The following is a 23,899-nucleotide window of genomic DNA, read 5'->3' on the forward strand; positions in this document are numbered from 1 at the left end:
TTCACCAACAGGCCTGGCTGCGCCGGCCAAAGCGAAGTGAGCCAACTGCGGGCGAGCGTTGCTCAACCGCAACGACAAATGCATGACGAAGTTTGCACGCACTGGGTAGATAAGCCTTGTCGCCTTGTCAGTGCAAGGTCTTGATGTTAACGTCCCCTTACACATTTGGGCCGAGCTGCCCCCTACCAGCATGACACGACAACCGTTGCCTGCGGCCCGCCTTTCGGCCCTTCCTCCGAGTACGACGAACGCCGGTCGTGGCCAGCTCACCCTCCTCAGCGCTGCGGTCGGCTTGGCATTGGGCGCATTGGCGGTCGACGCCAGCGCGTTGACGCTGGGACGGTTGAATGTTCAGTCGGCGCTGGGCGAACCGCTGCGCGCAGAAATCGAAGTCACCGAGATCACGCCGGCCGAAGCCGGTGGACTGAAGGTCAACATCGCCTCCTCCGAGGCTTTCCGCGCCGCCGGGGTTCCCTACAACGCGGCGCTGTCGGATGTCCGGGCCGGCGTCCAGAAGCGTCCCGATGGCCGCTACGTCATTCGCCTCACCAGCAATCGGCTGCTCAGCGAGCCTTTCGTCGACCTGTTGCTCGAAGCCAACTGGAACACCGGGCGCATCGTGCGCGACTACACGGTCCTGCTCGACCCGCCGGCCAGCCGCCAGGCTGCCGCCCCGGTGGCTCCGATCGCTCCGCAGATCAGCGCGCCGCCACCGCAACGCGTCGCCCCGACCGTCGTGCAGGCGGCGCCTCCGAGCCGCCGCGAGCGCGCCGTCGCTGCGGCGCCTGCAGCGCCGCCCGCCCCGGCGGAAAGCGGCACGGTGCGCACCGGCGCCGGCGAACACGTGAAAGTCCAGGCCGGCGATACCGCCGGCAAGATCGCGGCCGCCTACAAGCCGGCCGAGGTCTCGCTCGACCAGATGCTCGTGGCCCTGCTGCGCGCCAACCCCAACGCCTTCATCGGCGGCAACGTGAACCGGATCAAGGCCGGCGCAGTGCTGGAGATGCCCGGTACGCCCCAGGCCGAAGCCGTCCCGCCAGGCGAGGCGCGCCGCACGGTGACCGCGCAGAGCCAGGATTTCGGCGAGTACCGGCGTCGCCTCGCCGACAACGCGCCGACATCGCGGGTCGCCGATGCCGACCGCCAGGCCTCGGGCAAGCTGCAGGCCAATGTCGAGGACCGCAACGCGGCCAATGCCGCCAGCGACAAGCTCAAGATCTCCCAGGGCATCGCCCCGGGCCGGCCGACCGAAGAGCAGATTGCACAGGCGCGCCAGGCGCAGGCCAGCAACGCCCGGGTCGCCGAGCTGTCGAAGAACATCTCCGAGCTGAACAAGATCCAGGCCGCCAGCGGCACGACGCCAGCGGCAGCCAGTCCGGCGTCGGCCGCTGCCTCGGCCGCAGCCGCCAGCCCCGCACCTGCCGCTGCGCCAGTTGCAGCGGCAGTTGCAGCGCCAGTTGCTGCAGCAGCAGCTTCGGCCGCAGCAGGCACGCCCGCCGCCGCGACGCCGCCGGCCGTGGTTGCGCCCGCGGCGGCTGCGTCCGCTCCATCGGTTGCAGCCGCCACCGACGCCAGCAGCCCCAAGCCGGCCGATACCGCAGCGGCCGCGCCCGCTGCCACCCCTCCCGCGGCTGCGCCCAAGCCGGTCGCCAAGGCGCCCCCCCCGCCACCGCCCGAGCAACCCAGCTTCTTCGCCGAACTGCTCGACAACCCGCTGATGGCCGGTGCGGCGGCGCTGATCGCGCTGCTGATCGGCTTGCTGCTCTACCGCGTGCTCGGCCGCAAGCGCCGCGACGCCGGCGACAGCGTGTTCATCGAAAGCCGGATCCCCAAGGACTCCTTCTTCGGCGCCAGCGGCGGCGAGTCGGTGGACACCAAGAATCGGGGCAATTCGGTGGTGTCGTCGCTGTCCTATTCGACCAGCCAGATGGACGCGGGCGACGTCGATCCGGTGGCCGAAGCCGACGTCTACCTGGCCTACGGCCGCGACCTGCAAGCCGAGGAAATCCTGCGCGAGGCCTTGCGGGTCAACCCGGAACGCTCCGCGATTCACCTCAAACTGCTCGAGATCCACGCCAAGCGCCGCGACCTGCGCGCCTACGAGGCCCTCGCCGCCGACGTCCACAAGCTGACCGGCGGTACCGGCAGCGAGTGGAACCGCGTGGTGGAACTCGGCAAGGACCTCGATCCGGGCAATCCGCTCTACGAGACCGGCAGCCGTGGCGGTGTGTCCGCCGCCGAGGCGGCCGCCTTCGCCGGTACGCTCGCAGCCGCCAGCGCGCCCGTGCCGCTGGCGCCGGTGCCTGCTCCGGTGGTCGAAGCCCCGCCGCCGGCCTTCATGCCTTCGGTGGCACCGCTGGACTTCGACCTCGAGCTGAGCCACCCACCGAAAGAAACGCCTCAGACCACGATCACTGCCACGTTGCCGCCGATCCCGACGCCGAAGGCCTTCAAGCCGGCCGACAGCGCGCTGCCGAGCACCGTCGCCGCACCGCTCAACGGCAGCCACTCGGCCAAGCCGGTCGCGCGCCTCGATCTCGAGAATGACTTCGACACCGCGCCCGGCGCCCTCGAGTCGCTCACCCGCGCGCCGTCGCAACCGGACGAAGAGCGCACCCAGCCCGCGCCCCTGCGCGCCGGCCTGCCGGCGGACTCCGGCTTCATCGAATTCGACATGAGCTCCCTGGCCGGCCTATCGGGCCGCAATCCATCCGACACCGAGCGCGGCCGCCTCGAGCCGATCGACGACAGCGGCGAGAACCCCCACGCGATCAAGCTCTCCCTGGCGCGCGAACTCAAGGCGCTGGGCGACGTCGAAGGCGCCCGCTCGCTGGTCGAGGAAGTGGCCGCCGAGAGCGCCGGCGACGTCAAGGCCGAGGCCAAGCAACTGCTCGGCCAGTTGCGCTGAGCGGCCTTGCGGCCGCCGCCGATTCCCCTGTGAGGCTGGCTCTCGGCATCCGCTACAACGGACAGGCGTACGAAGGCTGGCAGAGCCAGCTTTCGGGCCGCACTGTGCAGGACAAGCTGGAGGCGGCGCTGGCCCAGTTCGCCGCGCAGCCGATTTCCACGCTCTGCGCCGGCCGCACCGACACCGGCGTCCACGGCCTGATGCAAGTGGTGCATTTCGACACGTCGGTCGAGCGCACCCCCTTCTCCTGGGTCCGCGGCACCAATCGCTACCTGCCCCCGGACATCGCGCTGCAATGGGCACAGCCGGTGCCCGACTCCTTCCACTGCCGCGCCAGCGCCCTGACCCGGCGCTACCTGTACGTGCTGTCGCAGTCGCCGGTGCGCCCGAGCCTGGACGCCGGACGCGTCGGCTGGTCCATGCACGCGCTCGACGGGAATGCGATGCGGGCCGCGGCCGCGGTACTGGTAGGCCGGCACGATTTCAGTTCCTTCCGGGCCTCGGCCTGCCAGGCCCGCTCGCCGGTCAAGGACCTGCGCCGCATCGAGATCACGCGCCACGGCGAAGGCGAGCGCTGTCGCTGGCATTTCGAATTCGAGGCCGACGCCTTCCTGCACCACATGATCCGCAACCTCATGGGCTGCCTGGTACGGATCGGCCGCGGCGACTCGCCGCCCGAATGGATGGCCGAGGTGCTGGCCGCGCGCAGCCGCGTGGTTGCGGCGCCCACCTTCTCGCCCAGCGGGCTCTACTTTCTCGGGCCGTTGTACGACGCCGGCTGGGGCCTGCCGGCCGAGGCGACGCTGCAGGCCGGCGGCACTGCGTATGATGGTCCGCCATGACCGCCCAAGCTTCCCTGGCCCGCACCCGCATCAAGATCTGCGGACTGACGCGTGAAGCCGACGTGGACGCCGCGGTCGAGGCCGGTGCGGACGCGGTCGGCTTCGTGCTCTTTGCCGCCAGCCCGCGGGCGGTGAGCGTCGAGCGGGCGGCCGTGCTGGCCGCGCGGCTGCCGCCGTTCGTGACGCCGGTGCTGTTGTTCGTCAACGAATCGGAGGCGGCGACCCTGGACGCGCTGTCGCGGGTGGCCGGCGCCATGGCCCAGTTCCACGGCGACGAAACGCCGGAGCAATGCTGGCAGGCCAGCGGTCGCGGTGCCCACCGGTTCATGCGCGCGGCCCGCATTCCGCTCGGCGCCGCCGGGGCTTCCTTCGACCTCGTAAAATACGCGTCCGATTACTCCCGCGCCCACGCCATCCTGCTCGACGCCCATGTCGAAGCCTATGGCGGTGGCGGCAAGGCATTCGATTGGTCACTTCTTCCACCCGCCGTCGACGCTCACCTCGTCTTGAGTGGTGGGCTCGCACCTGCAAACGTGGGCGATGGCATTCGTCAGCTGCGGACGGCAGCCAAGTCGCTGTCCGTTGACGTGAGTTCGGGCGTCGAGGCCGCAAAGGGCCTCAAGGACGCCGCGAAGATTCACGCATTCGTGGCCGCCGTGCGTGCGGCCGATGCCTTCTCCCCAGTTCCCTAGCTCGCCGCGCCGCCTCGATCTCTCCGGGTGCCGGCCAGCCCAACGATCGAGACCATGGACACCTACCAGCAACCCGACGCCAGCGGCCACTTCGGCATCTACGGCGGCACTTTCGCCAGCGAGACGCTGACCCACGCGATCAGCGAACTGCGCGACGCCTACGCCCGGTACAAGGACGACCCGGAATTCCTGGCCGAATTCCACTACGAACTGGCCCATTTCGTGGGCCGGCCCTCGCCGATCTACCATGCGGCGCGCACCAGCCGCGAGATGGGCGGGGCCCAGATCTACCTCAAGCGCGAGGACCTGAACCACACCGGCGCCCACAAGGTCAACAACACCATCGGCCAGGCCATGCTCGCCAAGCGCATGGGCAAGCCGCGGGTGATCGCCGAGACCGGCGCCGGCCAGCATGGCGTGGCCACCGCCACCATCTGCGCCCGCTACGGGCTCGAATGCGTGGTCTACATGGGCAGCCAGGACGTGCAGCGCCAGAGCCCCAACGTGTACCGCATGAACCTGCTGGGCGCGACCGTGGTGCCGGTCGAGTCGGGCAGCAAGACACTGAAGGATGCGCTCAACGAGGCCATGCGCGACTGGGTCACGAACGTCGAGAACACCTTCTACATCATCGGCACGGTGGCCGGCCCGCATCCCTACCCGACCATGGTGCGCGACTTCCAGAGCGTGATCGGCACCGAATGCATCGAGCAGATGCCGGCCATGCTGGCCGCGCAGGGCATCACGGGCGAAGCCGGGGGCCGGCAGCCCGACGTCGTGGTCGCCTGCGTGGGCGGCGGCAGCAACGCGATGGGGATCTTCCATCCGTACATTCCGTTCGAGCGCACGCGCCTGATCGGCGTCGAAGCCGCAGGCGAAGGCCTGGACAGCGGCAAGCATTCGGCCTCGATCCTGCGCGGCAGCCCCGGCGTCCTGCACGGCAACCGCACCTACCTGCTGCAGAACGAAGACGGCCAGGTCACCGAGACCCACAGCATCAGCGCCGGCCTGGACTACCCCGGCGTCGGCCCCGAGCACGCCTACCTGGCCGACATCGGCCGCGCCGAGTACGTGGGCATCACCGATGCCGAAGCGCTGGAAGCCTTCCACTACCTGTGCCGGACCGAAGGCATCATCCCGGCGCTGGAGTCGAGCCATGCCTTCGCCTATGCCATGAAGCTCGCCAGGACGATGCGCCCGGACCAGTCGATCCTGGTCAACCTCTCGGGCCGCGGCGACAAGGACATCGGCACGGTGGCCGACCTCTCGGGCGTCGATTTCTACGACCGGCCGTCGATGCGCGGCCTGAGCGTGAAGGGAGGCAAGTGATGAGCCGAATTGCCGCCGCTTTCGAAGCCCTGCAAAAGGACGGCCGCCGGGCCCTGGTCCCCTACGTCACCGCCGGTTTCCCGTTCGCCGACATCACGCCCGCGCTGATGCACGGCATGGTCGAGGCCGGCGCCGACGTGATCGAGCTCGGCGTGCCGTTCTCCGACCCGATGGCCGACGGCCCCGTGATCCAGCGCGCCGGCGAGGCCGCGCTGGCGCTCGGCGTGGGCATGAAGCAGGTGCTCGCCATGGTGGCCGACTTCCGGCGCCAGGACGACCGTACGCCGGTGGTGCTGATGGGCTATGCCAACCCGGTGGAGCGCTACGACGGCGTGCACGGCAAGGGCGCCTTCATCCGCGACGCGGCCGCGGCCGGCGTCGACGGTCTGCTGGTGGTGGACTATCCGCCCGAGGAATGCGAGGAATTCGCCGCGGCCCTGAAGGCGAAGAACATCGACCTGATCTTCCTGCTGGCCCCGACCAGCACCGACGCGCGCATGGCCCAGGTCGGACGGATCGCCACCGGCTACGTCTACTACGTCTCGCTCAAGGGCGTGACCGGCGCCGGCCACCTCGATACCGAGGCGGTCGGGCGCATGATCCCGCGCATCCGCAAGCATGTGAGCGTGCCGGTCGGCGTCGGCTTCGGCATCCGCGACGCCCGCACCGCGCAGGCGGTCGGCGCCGCCGCCGACGCGGTCGTGATCGGCACCCGCATCATCCAGTTGATCGAGGGCCAGCCCCGGGACGCCGTGGTGCCGCTGGTGCGCGAATTCCTGGCCGAGATCCGCCAGGCGCTCGACGCCCTGCCCGCCGCCACGCCCCGGAACGCGGCTGGCGGATAATCCATGCCCACACAAGGACAAACTATGGCCCCCATGCTGCGCACTTCGTGTCTTCGCTGCCCTCCAAGGGGGCGCATTTCACCTTGGGGCGGCCCGGCGGTGAAATCATGAGCTGGCTTGAAAAACTGCTTCCCCCCAAGATCACGCCGACCGACCCGAGCGAACGGCGCCAGATGCCCGAAGGCCTCTGGATCAAGTGCCCGAGCTGCGACACCGTGCTCTACAAGACCGACCTCGAGCACAACCAGAACGTCTGCCCGAGCTGCGGCCATCATCACCGCATCGGCGCCCGGGCGCGGCTCGACGCTTTCCTCGACCCCGAAGGCCGCTACGAGGTGGGCCAGGAGGTGTTGCCGGTCGACGCCCTGAAGTTCAAGGACAGCCGCAAGTACCCCGAACGTCTTAAGGAAGCGCTGGAGAACACCGGCGAAACCGACGCCCTGGTCGTGATCGGCGGCTCGGTGCACAGCATCAACGTGGTGGTCGCCTGCTTCGAGTTCGACTTCATGGGCGGCAGCATGGGCAGCGTGGTCGGCGAGCGCTTCGTGCGCGGCGTCGAGACCGCGATCGAGCAGAAGGTGCCTTTCATCTGCTTCACCGCCACCGGCGGCGCGCGGATGCAGGAAGGCCTGCTGTCGCTGATGCAGATGGCCAAGACCAACGCCTCGCTGACGCGCCTCGCGAAGAAGGGCCTGCCCTACATCAGCGTGCTGACCGATCCGACCATGGGCGGTGTGAGTGCCGGCTTCGCCTTCGTCGGCGACGTGGTGATCGCCGAGCCCAAGGCGCTGATCGGCTTCGCCGGCCCGCGCGTGATCGAATCGACCGTGCGCGTGACCCTGCCCGAGGGCTTCCAGCGCGCCGAGTTCCTGCAGACCAAGGGCGCGATCGACTTCATCTGCGACCGGCGCGAACTGCGCAAGACCGTGGCCAACACCCTGGCCATGCTGCTGCGCCAACCCGCCGACGCGGTGGTTTAGTAGCTCGCCCCCAGGTTGCCCCGCACTTCGTGTCGGGGCGCCCACCCCCTACCGGGGGCAACACCAGCGGACTGGCAAAGCCAGATCCGCGGTGTTTCACGAACGGGCCTGGCTGCGCCGGCCGCGCGCGGTCAACCTAGAGTGAAGGCGGCTTGCATCAGGTTGCCGAGCACGATCGCCACCACCTGCAGCAGCACGATCGCGGCCAGCACCGACAGGTCGACGCCGCCGATCGGCGGAATGAAGCGGCGCAGTGGCCGCACCAGCGGTTCGGCCAGCCGCGCGATCAGGTCGTGCAGCATCGAGGAGGCATTCGGCACCCAGGACAGCACCGCGTGGACGATCAGCAGCGCGGTGAGCCCCGACACGGCGAGTTGCAGCAGTCCGACCAGCGACACGAGCGGCAGCACGGCCCAGCGCCCGACGCCGCCCATCAACAGCCACAGGAGCAGGAACTTGGCCAGCACCAGCAGCCAGGCGGCCACCAGGCTCGCGAGGTCCCAGCGCTTGACCGAGGGCACGATGCGGCGCAGCGGCAGGACGATCCAGTCGCTCACCGCGAACACGAAGCGCCCCAGCGGATTGCCGAAAGGCACACGGTGGAATTGCATGTAGAGACGCAGCAGGCAAGCGCCGCCCAGGAGGCCGACGATCACGTCGAGCAGGAACGAGGGGATCTGATAGAACATGGCGCGTGGTCGTGAACGGAATGCGATGATAGCCACGCAAAGGTTCATCGATGACGACACGCCCCCTTCTGCGCTCCCTCCCCTTGTTCCCGCTCGGCACCGTGCTCTTCCCGGGCGGCCTGCTGCCGCTGCGCATCTTCGAGGTCCGCTACCTCGACATGATCGGCCGCTGCCACCGGAACGGATCGCCTTTCGGCGTGGTGAGCCTGACGCAGGGCAGCGAGGTCCGCCGCGCCGGCGCCGAAGCCGAGCGCTTCGCCGCCGTCGGCACGCTGGCGGTGATCCGCGAATTCGATGCGCCCCAGGCCGGACTGCTGCAGATCGAGTGCATCGGCACGCAGCGCTTCAGCGTCCGCTCCAGCGAGCTGCAGAGCCACGGTCTCTGGACCGCCGAGGTCGAGGCCCTGGCCGACGATCTGGCGCTGGCGATCCCCGACGATCTGGTGCAGACGGCCGAAGCGCTGCGCCGGCTGGTGCAGGCGCTCGAAGAACGCCGGCACCTGGCCGGCGATGCCGGCGTCCGCTTGCCGATCGCGCAGCCCTATCGCTTCGAGGACTGCGGCTGGGTCGCCAACCGCTGGTGCGAACTGTTGCCCATGCAGACCGAACTCAGGCAGCGCCTGATGGCGCTCGACAGCCCGCTGATGCGCCTCGAACTGGTCAGCGATCTGCTCGCACGGGCCGGCATCGCGACCTAACCGCTACCAATTCGATAGCATCGAAGGCAGTCCAGGCGCGTGTCGGGCGATGGTCCTTCAGGAGCCGAGGGCGGTTAAAATGGCGGGTTGCGTGCTTTCGCACGCCCTCCTTCCCCCCGCTCCCCAGTGCCCATGTCCGACCACCCGACTCCTTCCGTTCCCGTGCCCGCCGCGGCCGCCGCCACCGACGACAACCAGCTGATCGCCGAACGGCGCGAGAAGCTCAAAGCCCTGCGCGCGGCGCAGGCCGACGGCAAGGGGGTCGCATTCCCGAACGACTTCAAGCCCGCCGACCGCGCGGCCACCCTGCTCGCGGCCCATGGCGAGACCGCGGCCGAAGTGCTGGACGCCACGCCGGTCCCGGTCAGCGTGGCCGGCCGCATGATGCTCAAGCGGGTGATGGGCAAGGCCAGCTTCGCGACCCTGCAGGACGCCACCGGCCGAATCCAGCTCTATGTGACGCGCGACGGGGTCGGCGAAGAGGCGTATGCCGAGTTCAAGCACTGGGACCTCGGCGACATCGTCGGCGCCGAAGGCACGGCCTTCAAGACCAAGACCGGCGAACTGTCGGTCAAGGTGAGCAAGCTGCGCCTGCTGACCAAGAGCCTGCGCCCGCTGCCCGACAAGTTCCACGGCATGGCCGACCAGGAGCAGAAGTACCGCCAGCGCTACGTCGACCTGATCACCGACGCCGCGGCGCGCGATCGCTTCATGGCGCGCAGCCGCGCGGTGAGCGCGCTGCGCGAATTCATGGTGGCCAACGACTTCCTCGAGGTCGAGACGCCGATGCTGCATCCGATCCCGGGCGGCGCCAATGCCAAGCCGTTCAAGACGCATCACAACGCGCTCGACCAGGAGATGTTCCTGCGCATCGCGCCCGAGCTCTATCTCAAGCGGCTGATCGTCGGCGGCTTCGAGCGCGTGTTCGAGATCAACCGCAGCTACCGCAACGAAGGCATCTCGGTCCGGCACAACCCGGAGTTCACGATGATGGAGTTCTACGCGGCCTACTGGAACTACCGCGACCTGATGGACTTCACCGAGACGCTGATCCGCACCATCGCCGACAAGGCGGTGGGCAGCCAGCAGCTGAGCTACCAGGGCCAGGCCGTCGACCTCGCCCAGCCCTTCGAGCGGCTCACGATCCGCGAGGCGATCGTCAAGCACACGGAAGCCGGCGCCAGCGTCGACGACGCCGCCTGGCTCGTCAACGCGCTGCGCAAGATCGGCCTCAGCGAAGAGAAGGACAAGCTCTCGCAACGCAGCCTGGCGAGCCTGCAGGTCATGTATTTCGAGGAAACGGTGGAAGAGAAGCTCTGGCAGCCGACCTTCATCATGGAGCACCCGACCGAGATCTCACCGCTGGCGCGCGCCAACGACGAGCGCCCCGAAGTGACCGAGCGCTTCGAGCTCTACATCACGGGCCGCGAGTTCGGCAATGGCTTCAGCGAGCTCAACGATGCCGAGGACCAGGCCGCACGCTTCAACGCGCAGGTCGCGGCCAAGGACAGCGGTGACGACGAAGCCATGTTCTACGACCACGACTTCGTGCGCGCGCTCGAATACGGCATGCCGCCCACCGGCGGCTGCGGCATCGGCATCGACCGCCTGATGATGCTGCTGACCGATTCGCCGAGCATCCGCGACGTGATCCTGTTCCCGGCCTTGCGTCGCGAATCTTGAGCAAGCGCGCACCTGCGATCGGGATCGACTTCGGAACGTCGAATTCCGCAGCCGCCTTCGTGGCGGAAGACGGCCTTGCACGCCCGCTGCTGCTGGAGGGCTCGGCCACCGCGATCCCGACCGCGATCTTCTTCAATTCCGAGGACCGCAGCACGCATTTCGGCCGCGAGGCGATGGCGCTCTACCTGGCGGGCACCGAGGGCCGGCTGATGCGCTCGCTCAAGAGCATCCTGGGCAGCGCGCTGATGCAGGAGCCGACCGAGATCGACAACCAGCTGGTCAGCTTCGAGGACATCATCACGCTGTTCCTGTCGGAACTCGGCACCCGCGCACGCGCCCAGCTCGGCGCCCAACCCGGCCGGGTCGTGGTCGGCCGGCCGATCCGCTTCGACGACGAAGACGACAAGCGCGATGCCCTGGCCGAAGCCACCCTGCGCCGCGCTGCGGAGAACGCCGGGCTCGGCGAGGTCACGTTCCAGTACGAGCCGATCGCGGCCGCCTTCGACTTCGAGCGCCGCGTGACGCGTGAATCGCTGGTGCTGATCGTCGACATCGGCGGCGGCACCTCCGACTTCACGGTCGTGCGGCTCGGCCCCGAACGCATGCAGGACCCCGATCGCGCCGGCGACGTGCTGGCCACGACCGGCGTCCACATCGGCGGCACCGACTACGACCAGCGCCTGAGCCTGGCCTGCGCGATGCCGCACCTGGGCTTCCGCCACCACGGCCCCCAGGGCCGCGAAGTGCCGAGCCGGCCCTTCTTCGACCTCTCGACCTGGCACCTGATCAACTGGCTGCAGACGCCGAAGTCGATCCGCCAGGTGCAGGAGCTGCGCAGCAGCTACCTCGACACGCGGCTGCACGATCGCCTCATCCGCGTGCTCGTCAATCGCGAGGGCCACCGCGTGGCCAGCGAGGTCGAGGCGGCGAAGATCCGCAGTTCGATGACCCACGACGAGGTGGCGATCGACCTCTCCTGCGCCGAACCGGGCCTGGCGGCCGCGCTGACGGCCGGCGACATGGAACGGCACCTGGCAGCACTGCTCGACAGCGTGGTGGCCTGCGCCGGCGATTGCGTCCGGCGCGCCGGCCTCGAGGCCGGCGACCTCGACGCCATCTACCTGACGGGCGGTTCGTCGGCGCTGCGCCCTTTCCAGAGCGCACTGCGCCGCGCCTTCCCGGGCATCGATCTCATCGAAGGCGACCTTTTCGGCGGCGTGGCTGCCGGTCTGGCCTACTCCGCTGCCACCGCCGCGGGCACGCGGACGCCGCAGCCCGCATGAAGTACCTCGCCGCGTACCCCGCGGCACTGCGCGCGCAGGTCGAACAGATGGTCGCCGAGGGCCGGCTCGGCGACTGGCTGCTGAAGCGCTACGGCGCCATGCACGCGATTCGGACCGACCGCGCGCTGTACGACTACGTGATCGACCTCAAGAGCGAGTTCCTGCGCAACGCCGAGCCGCTGTCCAAGGTGGCCTTCGACAACAAGCTGCACGTGATCCGGAACGCGCTCGGCACCCACACGACCGTTTCGCGCGTGCAGGGCGGCAAACTGAAGGCCAAGCGCGAGATCCGCGTGGCGAGCCTGTTCAAGGAAGTGCCGATCGAGTGGCTGCGCATGATCGTCGTGCACGAACTGGCGCACATGAAGGAGCGCGAGCACGACAAGGCTTTCTACAAGCTGTGCGCCCACATGGAGCCGGACTACCACCAGTTCGAGTTCGACCTGCGGCTGTACCTGACGCATCTGGACGGCGGCGGCGGCCGGCTGTGGACGCCATCGGCCTGAAGACTACGCGCGCGGCAGCATACCCAGCGCTTGCCGGTAGGCGGACGACGCCCTGAGCGCCGTCCAGTCGAGCGGAGCCCCGCGCGGCAGGAGGCTGCGCCGGCGCGTTTCGCTGGCCGATTCCGGCTTCCAGCGCCCGCCGCGCCGCGCTTCGGCGAAACCATCGAGCAGCTCGTCGAGCGCGGCTCCTTCGCCGATGCTCTGGTTGCACAGCAGCGCGAGATCGCAGCCCGCATCCAGCGCGGCGAGGGCCGCATCGGTGTAGCTCAACAACCGGCCGTCGATACGGCGCGCGGCCTCCATGCTGAGGTCGTCGCTGAACACTGCACCGTCGAAACCGAGCTTGCCGCGCAGGATCTGCCGCAGCCATTTCGACGAGAAGCCGGCCGGACGGACATCGACCTTCGGGTAGATCACGTGCGCCGGCATCACGGCGGCGAGCGTGCCCGTGAGCCAGTCGTAGGGCCGCGCGTCGTCCGCCAGGATGGCCTTGAGGCTGCGCCGGTCCATGGGAATCGCCACATGCGAATCGGCCTTGACGAAGCCGTGTCCCGGGAAATGCTTGCCGCAGTTGGCCATGCCGGCCTGCAGCAGGCCGTGCATCACGCTGCGCGCCAGCAGCGCGACCACGCGCGGGTCGCGGTGAAAGCTGCGGTCGCCGATCACGCTGCTTTCGCCGTAGTCCAGGTCGAGCACCGGGGCGAAGCTGAAGTCGATGCCGCAGGCGCGCAGCTCGCTGGCCAGCACGTGGCCACAGGCGACCGCCGCCTGGGTGGCGCGCAGGGCATCGGTCATCCACCACTCGCCCAGCGCGCGCATGGACGGCAGCCGCGTGAAGCCGTCGGTCCTGAAGCGCTGCACGCGGCCGCCTTCGTGGTCCACGCAGATCAGGATGTCGGGCCTGAGCGCCTTGATCTCGGCGTTCAGCGCCGTCATCTGTCGCCGATCCTGCCAGTTGCGCGTGAAATGGATCACGCCCCCCACCAGCGGATCGGCCAGCCGGCGGCGATCGGCGGCATTCAGTTCGGCCCCCGCGACATCGATGATCAACGGGGCGTGCGAGTTGTTGTCAGTCATTCGTTGCGTTCGACCACGACGAAGCTCGCCGCATAGTCGGTTTCGTCGGTCACGGTCACATGGGCGCGCAGGCCCTGGGCCTCGAACCATTCCTTCAGGCCGCCGTGCAGGACGATCACGGGCTTGCCGCTCTTTTCGTTCGCGATCTCGCACAGCCGCCAGCTCATCGGCATCCGCATGCCCGTGCCGATCGCCTTGCTGAAGGCCTCCTTGGCCGAGAAGCGGGTGGCCAGGTAGCGCAGGCCGCGCTTGGGCCAGCGCGCGCTGCGGGCCTGCCAGATCGCGAACTCGGCATCGCTCAACACCTTTTGCGCAAAGCGCTCGCCCTGGCGCTCGAAGGTGGCGGCGACGCGACGGATGTCGCAGATGTCGGTGCCGATGCCGTAGATCACCGGGCTTCTTCGATGCGGCGCAGGTATTCGCGCGTGGCTGCGGAATAGCCGAGCTCCAGGGCATCGGAAACGAAGGCATGGCCGATCGACACCTCGCGCACGCCCGGCACCGCCCTCAGGAAATCGCTCAGGTTGTCGCGGCTCAGGTCGTGCCCGGCATTGACTTCGAGCCCGGCCGCCTGCGCGGCGCGCGCCGCTTCCGCGTAGAGCTGCAACACGGGGCCCGCCTTGGAGGTGTCGCGCGAAGCTGCATAGCCCTCGGTGTAGAGCTCCACGCGATCGGCGCCGACCGCCTTGACGGCCGCCATCATCTCCGGCGCCGGGTCCATGAAGAGGCTCACGCGCACGCCCAGCGCCCGGGCCTCGGCGATCAGCGGCCTCAAGCGTTCGGCGTCCTCCGGAAAGCTCCAGCCGTGGTCGCTGGTGGATTGGGTCTCGCTGTCGGGCACGAAGGTGGCCTGGTGCGGACGCAGTTCGCGCACGAACTCCATCAGGTTGTGGAAGGGGTTGCCCTCGATATTGAACTCGGCCTCCGGCCAGTCCCTGTGCAGCAGCCCCGACAGGTCACGCACGTCCTGCGGCCGGATGTGGCGCTCGTCGGGCCGCGGGTGCACCGTGATGCCGTGCGCACCGGCGTCCAGGCACGTTGCGGCAGCGAACAGCACGCTGGGGATGCCGAGCTGGCGCGTGTTGCGCACCAGCGCGACCTTGTTGAGATTGACCGACAGGGCTGTAGACATAGTGCTAGTAGTGCTCATAGAAACCCTCCGCGCAGCAGCGCTTCGGGATTCGCCTTGGGAACGGCCCGGCGGCTCATAAGGCTTGCAGGTCCCGCATCATCTGCCGCGTACGCAGCGTTGCAACGCCGCAATGGTAGTTGAGGAGCACCCGCGATTGGGTGCGCAATGCGCCGTCGCGGCCGGCGCACACGCGCAGGGTCGCCGCAAAGGGCGCGCGATCGTCGAGCGCGGCCTGCAGCGCGAGCCAGTCGGCGCCCGCCAGCGCGGCTTCGTCGTCGGCGGCCTGCCGCAGCCCGGCCTCGGGCACCAGCGCATAGCGGCCGGCCGGCTCCAGCGGCGCCTGGGTCAGGGTCTCGACATCGAGCGAGGGCAGCAGCCCGACCTCGCGCAGCAGCAGCAGTTCGAAGGCCCGAAGCGCCGCCGACTGTGTCGCCGCCTGCGCCCCCGCATGGTGGCCCGCCAGCACCTGCACCACGGCCGCGTAGGCGTCGAACACCGCCTCGTGCGGATCGTCGCGGGCCAGCAGGCGCAGCAGCAGTTCGTTGACGTAGTAGCCCGAGAGCAGCGCCTCGCCGGTCGGCATCACGTGCCCGCCCATCCATTCGGCCCCCTTGAGCGTCCGGATCTCGGCTTCTCCGCTGAAGTTCAGTTGCAGCGGCTGCAACGGCAGCAGCACCGGGCGGAAGTTGGAACTGGGCCGCTTGGCTCCCTTCGCCACCAGCGCGATGCGCCCATGGTGGCGCGTGAACACCTCGAGGATCAGGCTCGACTCGCTCCAGTCGTAGCGGTGGAGCACATAAGCCGGCTCATGGGTGACCCGACGAACGGCCATTCAACGGGCCGCCCTGCTCTTGCAAGGCTCGCAGCGCCGGCGACCGGCGCGACCGAGGCCAGGAATCCCGCGGAACCGGCTTTGCCGGGCCGCTGGGATTGCCCCCGGGCAGGGGCTGAGGGCCGCGGCTCCAAGCCTGCCTGCGCAGGCTTGGACGTGCCCGAAGAGCAGCCGCCTCTGGCGGCCGCCTGGTGTCTGAGCTACACGAAGTGAGCGAGGCTGGGGGGCGAGCTTACTCATATCCAAAGGAGCGGACCCTGGCCTCGTCGTCGGCCCAGCCCGAGCGCACCTTGACCCACAGCTCGATGAACACCTTGGCGTCCATGAGCTTCTCGAGCTCCTGCCGGGTCTCGGTGCCGATGCGCTTGATGCGCTCGCCCTTGTCGCCGATGACCATCGCCTTGTGGCCGTCGCGCTCGACCACGATCGTGGCGGCGATGCGCAGCAGCCGCTTCTGGCCTTTCTTCTGGGGCGGCTCCTCCTCGAACTTGTCGATCACGACGGTCGAGGTGTAGGGCAGTTCATCGCCGGTCAGGCGGAAGAGCTTCTCGCGCACCAGCTCCCCGGCCAGGAACTTCTCGCTGCGGTCGGTGAGTTCGTCCTCGGCGTAGAACCAGTCCTGTTCGGGCAGGTACTTCTCGCAGATGCCGAACAGGCGCTCGACATCCTTCGCATTCTTGGCCGACATCGGCACGAATTCGGCGAACTCGTGCTTCTGCTGCATGGTTTGCAGCCAGGGGGCGATGTCGCCGCGACGGTGCACGTTGTCGAGCTTGTTGGCCAGCAGCACGGTCGGGATGCCCTTGCCGAGCAGCCTGAGCACGCGCTCGTCGGCCGGCGTGAAACTGCCGGCCTCGACCACGAAAAGGATCAGGTCGACATCGCCCACCGCGCCCTGCACGGTCTTGTTGAGCGACTTGTTCAGCGCATTGGCGTGCAGGGTCTGGAAGCCCGGCGTGTCGACGAAGACGAACTGGGTCGCGCCCAGCGTGCGCATGCCGGTGATGCGGTGCCGCGTGGTCTGCGCCTTGCGCGAGGTGATGCTGATCTTCTGCCCGACCAGGGCATTGAGCAGCGTCGACTTGCCCACATTGGGCTTGCCGACGATGGCCACCAGGCCGCAGCGCCGGGGGCCTCCCGCCCCGTCATCGGGCGGGGGGAGGATGGATTCGTTCGCTTCGTTCATGGGGTTGCCTTCGCGCCGCGCGCCTTGAGCCGGATCAACATGGCCGCCGCGGCGGCCTGCTCACCGGCGCGGCGCGAGCCGCCGATGCCGCGTTCGCGCAGGCCCAGGTCGGGCACCTCGCACTCGACATCGAAAGTTTGCTTGTGTGCCGCTCCCAGCGTTCCGACGACGCGGTAGGCGGGCAGCTTCATTTTGTGACCCTGCAGCCATTCCTGCAATTCGGTCTTCGGGTCCTTGGAGGCCGCGTCCATGCGCGGGCTGATCGCGACCGATTCGTAGAGCCGGTGCACCAGCGCCTGGGCCGCGCCATAGCCGGCATCGAGGTAGACCGCGCCGATCACCGCCTCCAGCGCATCGGCCAGGATCGAGGGCCGATTCTGGCCGCCCGAACGCGCCTCGCCCTCGCCCAGGCGCAGCAAAGGCGACAGCGCCAGCTTGAGCGCCAGCTGATGCAGGGTGTCCTGCTTGACGAGGTTGGCCCGCACCCGCGACAGGTCGCCCTCGGGCAGCGTCGCCAGACGCACATACAGGAGGTGCGAGACCGCCAGGTTCAGCACCGAATCGCCGAGAAACTCCAGCCGCTCGTTGTGGTCGGCTGAAAAACTGCGATGCGTCAGCGCGAGCTGCAGCAGCCGCGCATCCGCGAATGTGTGCTGGAGGCGCCCCTGCAGCGCAACGAGGCCGCCGTCGGTCACAGGGAGAACGTCAACGGGACTGGCCCTGGTACTTGAGCACGAGGTAGGCGGGGCCGAACAGGTGGATCTCGCGGTCGTAGGCGAAAGACACGACCACCTTGTCGCCGTCCTTCTTGACATCCAGGTCCTTGCCGCTGACCGACTTGAAGTCGTCGATGGCCTGGGCGCGGTCGAAGATGGCCCGCACTTCGGGCACCGTCGTGCCTTCCTTGGCCTTGTTGGCTGCCTTGGTGATCGCCTGATACTCGATCAGGGTCGGGATCACCTGCGCCAGAACCACGCCGGCACAGGCCAGCACGATGGCGACGAACAGCAGCCCGATGAAAGAGATTCCGCGCTGTTGATGTCTTGTCTGCCTTGCTCTCATGCCCTCTTCCCCTCGATGAAAATCCGGATGCTTATTGGAATGTGCCGATGCGCTTGAGGTTGCCGAAGTTCATCCACACCAGGAAGGCCTTGCCGACGATGTTCTGGTCCGGAACAAAGCCCCAGTAGCGCGAATCGAGCGAGTTGTCGCGGTTGTCGCCCATCATGAAATAGTGTCCCTCGGGCACCTTGCACACCACGCCCTCGACACTGTAACGACAATTTTCCTGGTTCGGGAACTGCATGATCTCGACCTCGGAAAGCCCTGCGCGGCGCGTGTCGTCGTTGAGCAGGCGATGCTCCTTGCCGCCCAGATCCTCGGTGTACTGCTTGAGGTAGCGCATCGTCTCCTCATCGAAGTAGTCGGGAATCGACACCTTGGGGACCGGCTCGCCGTTGACCGTGAGCTTCTTGTTCAGGTAGGCGACCTCGTCGCCCGGCACGCCGACCACGCGCTTGATGTAGTCCATGCTCGGTTTGGGCGGATAACGAAACACCATGACGTCGCCGCGCGCCGGCGGGCGGCCATCCGTGATCTTGGTGTTGCTCACCGGCAGCCTGAGCCCGTAGACGAACTTGTTCACCAGGATCAGGTCGCCCGTGAGCAGTGTCGGCATCATCGAGCCCGACGGGATCTTGAACGGCTCGAACAGGAACGAGCGCAGCAGGAACACCGCGAGGATCACCGGGAACAGCCCGGCGGTCCAGTCCAGCCACCACGGCTGCATGATCAGGCGTTCGCGGGCCTTGGTGTCGACCGTGTCGACCTGCGTGATGCCCTGGCGCGCCAGCTCCTCGCGCCGCTGGGCCAGCGAGGCGTCGAGCGCCTCGGCGGCGCGGGCGCGCTTCGGCAGGAAATAGAAGCGCTCCGCCAGCCAGAAGAGGCCGGTGACCACGGTCGCCAGGAACAGCAGCAGTGCGAAGTTGCCTTCGACCACGCCGAAATACCAGGCGCCGATGTAGCCGACGAAGGCCGCGAGAATCAGGGAAGTGAGAAATGCCATCTTAGTTTTCTTGTGTGCTGCGCGACCCATGGCCCACGAATCCGTCGCAGTCAGGGGCCGGGGATACCGCGGAACCGGCTTCGGGCCGCAGGTATCGTCCCCTGGAGGGGGCGGCGCCGCAGCCGCTTCGGGGGTGGTCCATCAGTCCTCTACCTGCAGGATGGCAAGGAAGGCCTCTTGCGGGACCTCGACCGAGCCGATCTGCTTCATTCTTTTCTTGCCCGCCTTCTGCTTCTCGAGCAGCTTCTTCTTGCGGGTGATGTCGCCGCCGTAGCACTTGGCGAGCACGTTCTTGCGCAGCGCCTTGATTGTCTCACGCGCAATGATGTTGGCCCCGATGGCCGCCTGGATCGCGACGTCGAACATCTGGCGCGAGATGATCTCGCGCATCTTCGACACCACGGCCCGGCCGCGGTACTGGCTCTGGCTGCGGTGGACGATGATCGACAGCGCGTCGACCTTCTCGCCGTTGAGCAGGATGTCGACCTTGACGACATCCGAGGCCCGGTATTCCTTGAACTCGTAATCCATCGAGGCGTAGCCGCGGCTGACCGACTTCAGCTTGTCGAAGAAGTCGAGCACGATCTCGCCGAGCGGCATCTCGTAGGTCAGCATCACCTGGCGGCCGTGGTAGGCCATGTTGAGCTGGACGCCGCGCTTCTGGTTGGCCAGCGTCATCACGGCGCCGACGTATTCCTGCGGCATGTAGAGATGCACGGTGACGATCGGCTCGCGGATCTCGGCCATCTTGCCGACGTCGGGCATCTTCGACGGGTTCTCCACCATCATCACTTCGCCGTCGTTCTTGACCACCTGGTAGACCACGCTGGGCGCGGTCGTGATGAGGTCCTGGTCGAACTCTCGCTCCAGCCGCTCCTGCACGATCTCCATGTGCAGCAGGCCGAGGAAGCCGCAGCGAAAGCCGAAGCCCAGCGCCTGGCTCACTTCGGGTTCGTAGCGCAGCGAGGAGTCGTTGAGCTTCAGCTTCTCGAGCGCGTCGCGCAGCGAGTCGTACTCGCTCGCTTCGGTCGGATAGAGCCCGGCGAACACCTGCGGCTGGATCTCCTTGAAGCCGGGGAGCGCCTCGGTCGCGGTGGCCGCGGCGCCGCCGGTGCCGGGCTTGATCAGCGTCACGGTGTCGCCGACCTTCGCGGCCTGCAACTCCTTGATGCCCGCGATGATGTAGCCCACCTCGCCGGCCTCGAGCGAGGCGCGCGGCTCGTTGGCCGGGGTGAACACGCCGATGTTGTCGGCGTTGTACATCGCACCCGACGCCATCATCTTGATGCGCTCGCCCTTGACCAGCCGGCCGTCGACGACGCGCACCAGCATCACGACGCCGACGTAGGGATCGAACCAGCTGTCGACGATCATCGCGCGCAGCGGACCGTCGGGGTTGCCGCGCGGCGCCGGCATCCTGGCGACCACGGCCTCGAGAATTTCCTCGATGCCCATGCCCGTCTTCGCGGAGCACGGGATCGCATCGGTCGCGTCGATGCCGATCACGTCTTCGATCTCGGTGCGCGCGTTGTCGGGGTCCGCGTTCGGCAGATCCATCTTGTTGAGCACCGGCACCACCTCGACGCCGAGGTCGAGCGCGGTGTAGCAGTTGGCCACCGTCTGCGCTTCGACACCCTGGCTCGCATCGACGACGAGCAATGCACCTTCGCATGCCGACAGCGATCGACTCACTTCATACGAGAAGTCGACGTGGCCCGGCGTGTCGATCAGATTGAGGTTGTAGACCTGCCCATCCTTGGCCTTGTAGTGCAGCGCGGCGGTCTGTGCCTTGATGGTTATCCCACGCTCTTTCTCGATGTCCATCGAGTCGAGAACCTGCGCTTCCATCTCGCGCTCGGCGAGACCGCCACAGCGTTGAATCAAGCGATCGGCAAGCGTCGACTTGCCGTGATCGATGTGCGCAATGATCGAAAAATTTCTGATGTGATTCATCAACGGGAACGCTTAAGTACTTGAATTGGCTCGTGCGCAGAAGGCGACAGGCAAGAAAAAAGGGCGCGTCCCCAAGAGACGCGCCCTGAACCAACAAGCAATGGCAACTGCAGTAGTTGGGACTTCATTGTAGGCAAAAAGGGGGGCGCGTACAGCCGGGCCAAAGCCCGGGAGGGGTCGTTGCAGGTCAGCAACATGCGACTTATGAACAACTTATCAACAGGATCGGTGGAGCAATCGCTTAACAACTTGTGGGCGAACTGTGGAGCGCCGGTGGACGGGCAGCGGGTATCTCGCATCGTGAAGCACCTCGGATCGCTTATGCGACGAGTGGGGTCCGGAGGAGCTCTATTCTACCGAAATTCATCGTTAGAGGCCTTTTAAGTTAGTGATCGCCAACCAAAATCGATCACGCGAACTGTCAAAAAAATTTCTTGGACGGTGCGGTTGACGCGCGACAGCGGCCAAAAAATGGCCCCAAACCCGACTGCGGGGTGGGGCCACTTGACGCCTGAATGGCCCCCACGCTCCCCCACTTCATGTGGGTCGCTGCCCCCCCGAGGGGGCCGCAGGCCGGCTTGGGAGCGGCCCGGCACCGGCCTGGCCCGATCAGCGAGCCGGCCGGAGCAGCGCGTACTGGGCCCAATCGCCCCGGCGGAACAGCAGACTGACCGGCTTGCTCTTGTCGGCCTTGGCGAGTGCGGCGTCGAATTCCTTGAGATTCGCAACCTCTACATTGCTCACCGCCAGCACCACATCGCCTTCGCGCAGCCCCGCGCGAGCGGCCGCATCGGTGGCGGCATCGATGCGCACGCCACCCTTGAGCTTGAGCTCCTTCTTCTGCGCTTCGGTGAGATCACTGAGCGCGAGCCCCATCGATTTGGCGGCAGCCGAAGCCGAGGGCTTCGCCGCAGGTTCGTTGCGATCGGCCGCGACCTTCGCCGGCTTGTCGGGTTCGATCTCCGCGATGGTCACGTTGATGTCGCGCAAACTGCCGCGACGGAAGACGGTGATCGAACTCTTGGTACCGGGCTTGGTGTTGCCCACCAGGCGCGGCAAGTCGCTCGGCTTCTCGATCGGCTTGCCGTCGAACTTGGTGATGATGTCGCCGGGTTCGATGCCGGCCTTCTCGCCCGGCGAGCCGGACTCCACGCCGCGCACCAGCGCGCCTTGCGCCTTGCCCAGGCCGATCGACTCCGCCACATCCTTGGTGACCTGGTCGATCTGCACGCCGATGCGCCCGCGCGAAACGCGGCCCGAGGAGCGCAGCTGGTCCGCGACGCGGCTGGCCTCGTCGATCGGGATCGAGAACGAGATGCCCATGAAGCCGCCCGAGCGCGAGTAGATCTGGCTGTTGATGCCCACCACTTCGCCGCGCATGTTGATCAACGGGCCGCCGGAGTTGCCGGGATTGATGGCCACGTCGGTCTGGATGAATGGCAGGTAGTCGCCGGTGTCCCGCTGCTTGGCGCTGACGATGCCGGCCGTGACGGAGTTCTCGAGGCCGAAGGGCGAGCCGATGGCCATCACCCACTCGCCCACGCGCAGCTTCGATACGTCGCCGACCTTGACCGCCGGCAGGCCGGTGGCGTCGATCTTCACGACCGCGACGTCGGTGCGCTTGTCGGCGCCGATGATCCTGGCCTTGAACTCGCGCTTGTCGGTCAGAGTCACCAGCACTTCGGAGGCGCCGTCGACCACGTGCGCATTGGTCATCACGAAGCCGTCGGACGACAGGATGAAGCCGGAGCCGACGCCGCGCGGACGCTCTTCGTCGGGCGCCTGCGGCCGGTTCGGGCGCGGACCCTGGCGCGGAATGCCCGGCATCGGCTGGCCGAAGAAGCGCCGGAAGAACTCCTGCATCTCCTCGTCGGGCTCGCCGCTGCCGCCGCCCTGGGCGACCTTCTCGATGGTGCGGATGTTGACCACCGACGGGCCGACCTGGTCGACCAGGTCGGTGAAATCGGGCAGGGCCCGTGCCTGCGCGTGCACAGGCGTTGCCGGCAGCAGCGCGGTGGTCGAAGCGAGCGCGAACGCGCAGGCCATCAGGGCCGAACGGAAGGTGTTCCCCTTGATCTTGAGCATCATCGGTTTCTTTCGTTGGAGAGACAAAAACTGCCTAGCGCGAACGGACCAGGCCTCGCGCGAACGCATCCAGCGTCTGCGGCGGGACTTCGCCGACGGCGGTCAGCCACCAATCGCCATCCTTGTCCGTCATTCGACGCGTGAGCGTGTGAGTGGCACCCAGTGCGAGCAGCACTTCCTCGGGCTTGCGCTGCGCGTCGTAAGGCTCGATGAAAAGCGAGACCGTCGCCAGCCCGTCCGAGAAAGTCCATTGCATCGTATAGCCCTGTCCGTCGCCCCCCATCGGGCGGCGGAAGGAACTGACCGGCCTGAAGCCCGCCACCGGCTTGCCGAGCGCCCAGCCTTCGCGTTGCGCCGTGGTGCGCTCGAGCTCCGACTTCTCGACCCGGTAGCCCGCGGTGCTGCCCATCATCTGCGTCAGCGCGTGAATCTTGACCGGTGCATCGAGCTGGAGTTCGGAGAAGGCCGATTGCTCGATCACCTTGCTGTCGCGGTCGGTCGTCTGCAGCTTGATCACCAGGCCCGAGCGCCGCTCGCTCCAGACACGGTAGCCAAAACGCAAGGCGTCGCGCGGCTCGATCTGGATCACGTCGGCATCGAAGCCGGCCACCCGGTCCTTGCCGATCACGCGCACGCCGTAGGACTCGGCGATCGATGAATCGGGCATGCCCGACAGGTTCGGGAACAGCTCGAGGTTCTCGCGCTTCTCGCGCTTGACGATCTTCGACTCCGGCAGGAAGGTCACGACTTGGTCGTTGCGCCGGAAGGTCGAGCGCGGCGGACCCGACAGGGCCTCGATGCGCTCCATCTGGAGGTCGCCCTCGCACACATGCCAGATCCGTGCGCTCGACAGGTTGCCGGCCGGCACAGAGACCACGAAGGTGCCGACATAGCTGCGCTGGCGCGCGGCGGCATGCATGCGCTGCAGCCACTCGACCACGCCCATCGCGGGCGCGTCGCCGCCGGTCGCGCTGGGTACGCTCTGCACGGACGGCGAAGGGCTTCGGCCCTGGGCCAGCGACACCTGTGCCATGCACAGCGCGGCCACCAGAACCAGGAACCCGCGCGCGGAGATCGGCATCGAATGAGTCATCGCAAGGACTGACGGCGCGCG

Annotated in this window: 22 protein-coding genes; 10 read left to right on the forward strand and 12 right to left on the reverse strand. The window is 67.7% G+C overall.

Annotated elements, in window-relative coordinates; all coding sequences use genetic code 11:
* The first annotated feature begins 292 nt into the window (after nucleotides 1-292).
* The 6 genes from AC1D2O_RS14905 to accD all read left to right on the forward strand — a co-directional run bounded on the left by AC1D2O_RS14905 (nucleotide 293) and on the right by accD (nucleotide 7,596).
* On the forward strand, nucleotides 293-2,908 hold the full coding sequence (locus AC1D2O_RS14905; protein WP_478157298.1) for a FimV/HubP family polar landmark protein: 2,616 nt from the start codon (nucleotides 293-295) through the stop codon (nucleotides 2,906-2,908).
* 29 nt (nucleotides 2,909-2,937) lie between these two features.
* The gene (truA, locus tag AC1D2O_RS14910; RefSeq protein WP_478089102.1) at nucleotides 2,938-3,750 is read left to right on the forward strand and encodes a tRNA pseudouridine(38-40) synthase TruA; all 813 of its coding nucleotides are present in this window, start codon (nucleotides 2,938-2,940) and stop codon (nucleotides 3,748-3,750) included.
* A complete protein-coding gene (locus AC1D2O_RS14915) occupies nucleotides 3,747-4,442 on the forward strand; it encodes a phosphoribosylanthranilate isomerase (RefSeq protein WP_478089103.1) in 696 nt (231 codons plus the stop codon). The genes truA and AC1D2O_RS14915 overlap by 4 nt, the downstream gene beginning before the upstream one ends.
* Before the next feature lie 54 nt (nucleotides 4,443-4,496).
* Nucleotides 4,497-5,771, forward strand: a complete 1,275-nt coding sequence (gene trpB, locus AC1D2O_RS14920; RefSeq protein ID WP_478157300.1) for a tryptophan synthase subunit beta — start codon at nucleotides 4,497-4,499, stop codon at nucleotides 5,769-5,771.
* On the forward strand, nucleotides 5,771-6,616 hold the full coding sequence (gene trpA, locus AC1D2O_RS14925; protein ID WP_478157302.1) for a tryptophan synthase subunit alpha: 846 nt from the start codon (nucleotides 5,771-5,773) through the stop codon (nucleotides 6,614-6,616). The genes trpB and trpA overlap by 1 nt, the downstream gene beginning before the upstream one ends.
* Before the next feature lie 107 nt (nucleotides 6,617-6,723).
* Nucleotides 6,724-7,596, forward strand: coding sequence for an acetyl-CoA carboxylase, carboxyltransferase subunit beta (accD, locus tag AC1D2O_RS14930; protein WP_478157304.1), 873 nt, complete (start codon nucleotides 6,724-6,726; stop codon nucleotides 7,594-7,596).
* 131 nt (nucleotides 7,597-7,727) lie between these two features.
* On the opposite strand, the gene AC1D2O_RS14935 is transcribed toward accD, so the two are convergent.
* Complete coding sequence (locus AC1D2O_RS14935) at nucleotides 7,728-8,285, reverse strand: YggT family protein (protein ID WP_478089106.1); 558 nt, start codon at nucleotides 8,283-8,285, stop codon at nucleotides 7,728-7,730.
* Nucleotides 8,286-8,335: 50 nt separating this feature from the next.
* Here AC1D2O_RS14935 and AC1D2O_RS14940 point away from each other — a divergent pair, with 50 nt between their 5' ends.
* The 4 genes from AC1D2O_RS14940 (at nucleotide 8,336) to AC1D2O_RS14955 (ending at nucleotide 12,455) form a co-directional block, all read left to right on the forward strand.
* A complete protein-coding gene (locus tag AC1D2O_RS14940; protein WP_478157306.1) occupies nucleotides 8,336-8,983 on the forward strand; it encodes an LON peptidase substrate-binding domain-containing protein in 648 nt (215 codons plus the stop codon).
* 132 nt (nucleotides 8,984-9,115) lie between these two features.
* Entirely contained in the window at nucleotides 9,116-10,666 is a 1,551-nt protein-coding gene (lysS, locus tag AC1D2O_RS14945; RefSeq protein WP_478092114.1) for a lysine--tRNA ligase, read from the forward strand.
* A complete protein-coding gene (locus AC1D2O_RS14950) occupies nucleotides 10,660-11,949 on the forward strand; it encodes an Hsp70 family protein (RefSeq protein WP_478092116.1) in 1,290 nt (429 codons plus the stop codon). The genes lysS and AC1D2O_RS14950 overlap by 7 nt, the downstream gene beginning before the upstream one ends.
* A complete protein-coding gene (locus tag AC1D2O_RS14955) occupies nucleotides 11,946-12,455 on the forward strand; it encodes a YgjP-like metallopeptidase domain-containing protein (protein ID WP_478092112.1) in 510 nt (169 codons plus the stop codon). The genes AC1D2O_RS14950 and AC1D2O_RS14955 overlap by 4 nt, the downstream gene beginning before the upstream one ends.
* Before the next feature lie 3 nt (nucleotides 12,456-12,458).
* Here the strand turns inward: AC1D2O_RS14955 and nagZ are convergent, their stop codons facing one another.
* From nagZ to AC1D2O_RS15010, 11 genes are all read right to left on the reverse strand, one after another.
* Nucleotides 12,459-13,532 (reverse strand): beta-N-acetylhexosaminidase, encoded by a 1,074-nt coding sequence (nagZ, locus tag AC1D2O_RS14960; protein WP_478092110.1) that lies wholly within the window; start codon nucleotides 13,530-13,532, stop codon nucleotides 12,459-12,461.
* Complete coding sequence (gene acpS, locus AC1D2O_RS14965; protein WP_478092108.1) at nucleotides 13,529-13,924, reverse strand: holo-ACP synthase; 396 nt, start codon at nucleotides 13,922-13,924, stop codon at nucleotides 13,529-13,531. Before acpS ends, nagZ begins: the two co-directional genes overlap by 4 nt.
* Complete coding sequence (locus AC1D2O_RS14970; protein ID WP_478092107.1) at nucleotides 13,921-14,682, reverse strand: pyridoxine 5'-phosphate synthase; 762 nt, start codon at nucleotides 14,680-14,682, stop codon at nucleotides 13,921-13,923. The genes acpS and AC1D2O_RS14970 overlap by 4 nt, the downstream gene beginning before the upstream one ends.
* A gap of 55 nt (nucleotides 14,683-14,737) precedes the next feature.
* Nucleotides 14,738-15,496, reverse strand: coding sequence for a DNA repair protein RecO (gene recO / locus AC1D2O_RS14975; RefSeq protein WP_478092106.1), 759 nt, complete (start codon nucleotides 15,494-15,496; stop codon nucleotides 14,738-14,740).
* 232 nt (nucleotides 15,497-15,728) lie between these two features.
* Complete coding sequence (era, locus tag AC1D2O_RS14980) at nucleotides 15,729-16,682, reverse strand: GTPase Era (protein WP_478157307.1); 954 nt, start codon at nucleotides 16,680-16,682, stop codon at nucleotides 15,729-15,731.
* Nucleotides 16,679-17,377, reverse strand: a complete 699-nt coding sequence (gene rnc / locus AC1D2O_RS14985) for a ribonuclease III (RefSeq protein WP_478090710.1) — start codon at nucleotides 17,375-17,377, stop codon at nucleotides 16,679-16,681. The genes era and rnc overlap by 4 nt, the downstream gene beginning before the upstream one ends.
* A gap of 10 nt (nucleotides 17,378-17,387) precedes the next feature.
* The gene (locus AC1D2O_RS14990) at nucleotides 17,388-17,744 is read right to left on the reverse strand and encodes a DUF4845 domain-containing protein (protein WP_478157308.1); all 357 of its coding nucleotides are present in this window, start codon (nucleotides 17,742-17,744) and stop codon (nucleotides 17,388-17,390) included.
* Nucleotides 17,745-17,775: 31 nt separating this feature from the next.
* Nucleotides 17,776-18,747, reverse strand: a complete 972-nt coding sequence (gene lepB, locus AC1D2O_RS14995; protein WP_478157310.1) for a signal peptidase I — start codon at nucleotides 18,745-18,747, stop codon at nucleotides 17,776-17,778.
* A gap of 141 nt (nucleotides 18,748-18,888) precedes the next feature.
* Nucleotides 18,889-20,700: a translation elongation factor 4 gene (gene lepA, locus AC1D2O_RS15000; protein WP_478157312.1), complete on the reverse strand. Its 1,812-nt coding sequence runs from the start codon at nucleotides 20,698-20,700 to the stop codon at nucleotides 18,889-18,891.
* A gap of 609 nt (nucleotides 20,701-21,309) precedes the next feature.
* Nucleotides 21,310-22,785, reverse strand: a complete 1,476-nt coding sequence (locus AC1D2O_RS15005) for a DegQ family serine endoprotease (RefSeq protein ID WP_478090719.1) — start codon at nucleotides 22,783-22,785, stop codon at nucleotides 21,310-21,312.
* A 34-nt stretch (nucleotides 22,786-22,819) separates the two neighbouring features.
* Nucleotides 22,820-23,878, reverse strand: a complete 1,059-nt coding sequence (locus tag AC1D2O_RS15010) for a MucB/RseB C-terminal domain-containing protein (protein WP_478090714.1) — start codon at nucleotides 23,876-23,878, stop codon at nucleotides 22,820-22,822.
* Between the last annotated feature and the right edge of the window lie 21 nt (nucleotides 23,879-23,899).

Source organism: Variovorax sp. P1_G12 (assembly GCF_056405555.1).

Bases quoted from the DNA above. Each gene is read 5' to 3' on its own strand.
- AC1D2O_RS14915 (WP_478089103.1), top strand. From the start codon at position 3,747: ATGACCGCCCAAGCTTCCCTGGCCCGCACCCGCATCAAGATCTGCGGA.
- trpB (WP_478157300.1), top strand. From the start codon at position 4,497: ATGGACACCTACCAGCAACCCGACGCCAGCGGCCACTTCGGCATCTAC.
- trpA (WP_478157302.1), top strand. From the start codon at position 5,771: ATGAGCCGAATTGCCGCCGCTTTCGAAGCCCTGCAAAAGGACGGCCGC.
- accD (WP_478157304.1), top strand. From the start codon at position 6,724: ATGAGCTGGCTTGAAAAACTGCTTCCCCCCAAGATCACGCCGACCGAC.
- AC1D2O_RS14935 (WP_478089106.1), bottom strand. From the start codon at position 8,285: ATGTTCTATCAGATCCCCTCGTTCCTGCTCGACGTGATCGTCGGCCTC.
- AC1D2O_RS14940 (WP_478157306.1), top strand. From the start codon at position 8,336: ATGACGACACGCCCCCTTCTGCGCTCCCTCCCCTTGTTCCCGCTCGGC.
- lysS (WP_478092114.1), top strand. From the start codon at position 9,116: ATGTCCGACCACCCGACTCCTTCCGTTCCCGTGCCCGCCGCGGCCGCC.
- AC1D2O_RS14955 (WP_478092112.1), top strand. From the start codon at position 11,946: ATGAAGTACCTCGCCGCGTACCCCGCGGCACTGCGCGCGCAGGTCGAA.
- nagZ (WP_478092110.1), bottom strand. From the start codon at position 13,532: ATGACTGACAACAACTCGCACGCCCCGTTGATCATCGATGTCGCGGGG.
- AC1D2O_RS14970 (WP_478092107.1), bottom strand. From the start codon at position 14,682: ATGAGCACTACTAGCACTATGTCTACAGCCCTGTCGGTCAATCTCAAC.
- recO (WP_478092106.1), bottom strand. From the start codon at position 15,496: ATGGCCGTTCGTCGGGTCACCCATGAGCCGGCTTATGTGCTCCACCGC.
- era (WP_478157307.1), bottom strand. From the start codon at position 16,682: ATGAACGAAGCGAACGAATCCATCCTCCCCCCGCCCGATGACGGGGCG.
- AC1D2O_RS14990 (WP_478157308.1), bottom strand. From the start codon at position 17,744: ATGAGAGCAAGGCAGACAAGACATCAACAGCGCGGAATCTCTTTCATC.
- lepB (WP_478157310.1), bottom strand. From the start codon at position 18,747: ATGGCATTTCTCACTTCCCTGATTCTCGCGGCCTTCGTCGGCTACATC.
- lepA (WP_478157312.1), bottom strand. From the start codon at position 20,700: ATGAATCACATCAGAAATTTTTCGATCATTGCGCACATCGATCACGGC.
- AC1D2O_RS15005 (WP_478090719.1), bottom strand. From the start codon at position 22,785: ATGCTCAAGATCAAGGGGAACACCTTCCGTTCGGCCCTGATGGCCTGC.
- AC1D2O_RS15010 (WP_478090714.1), bottom strand. From the start codon at position 23,878: ATGACTCATTCGATGCCGATCTCCGCGCGCGGGTTCCTGGTTCTGGTG.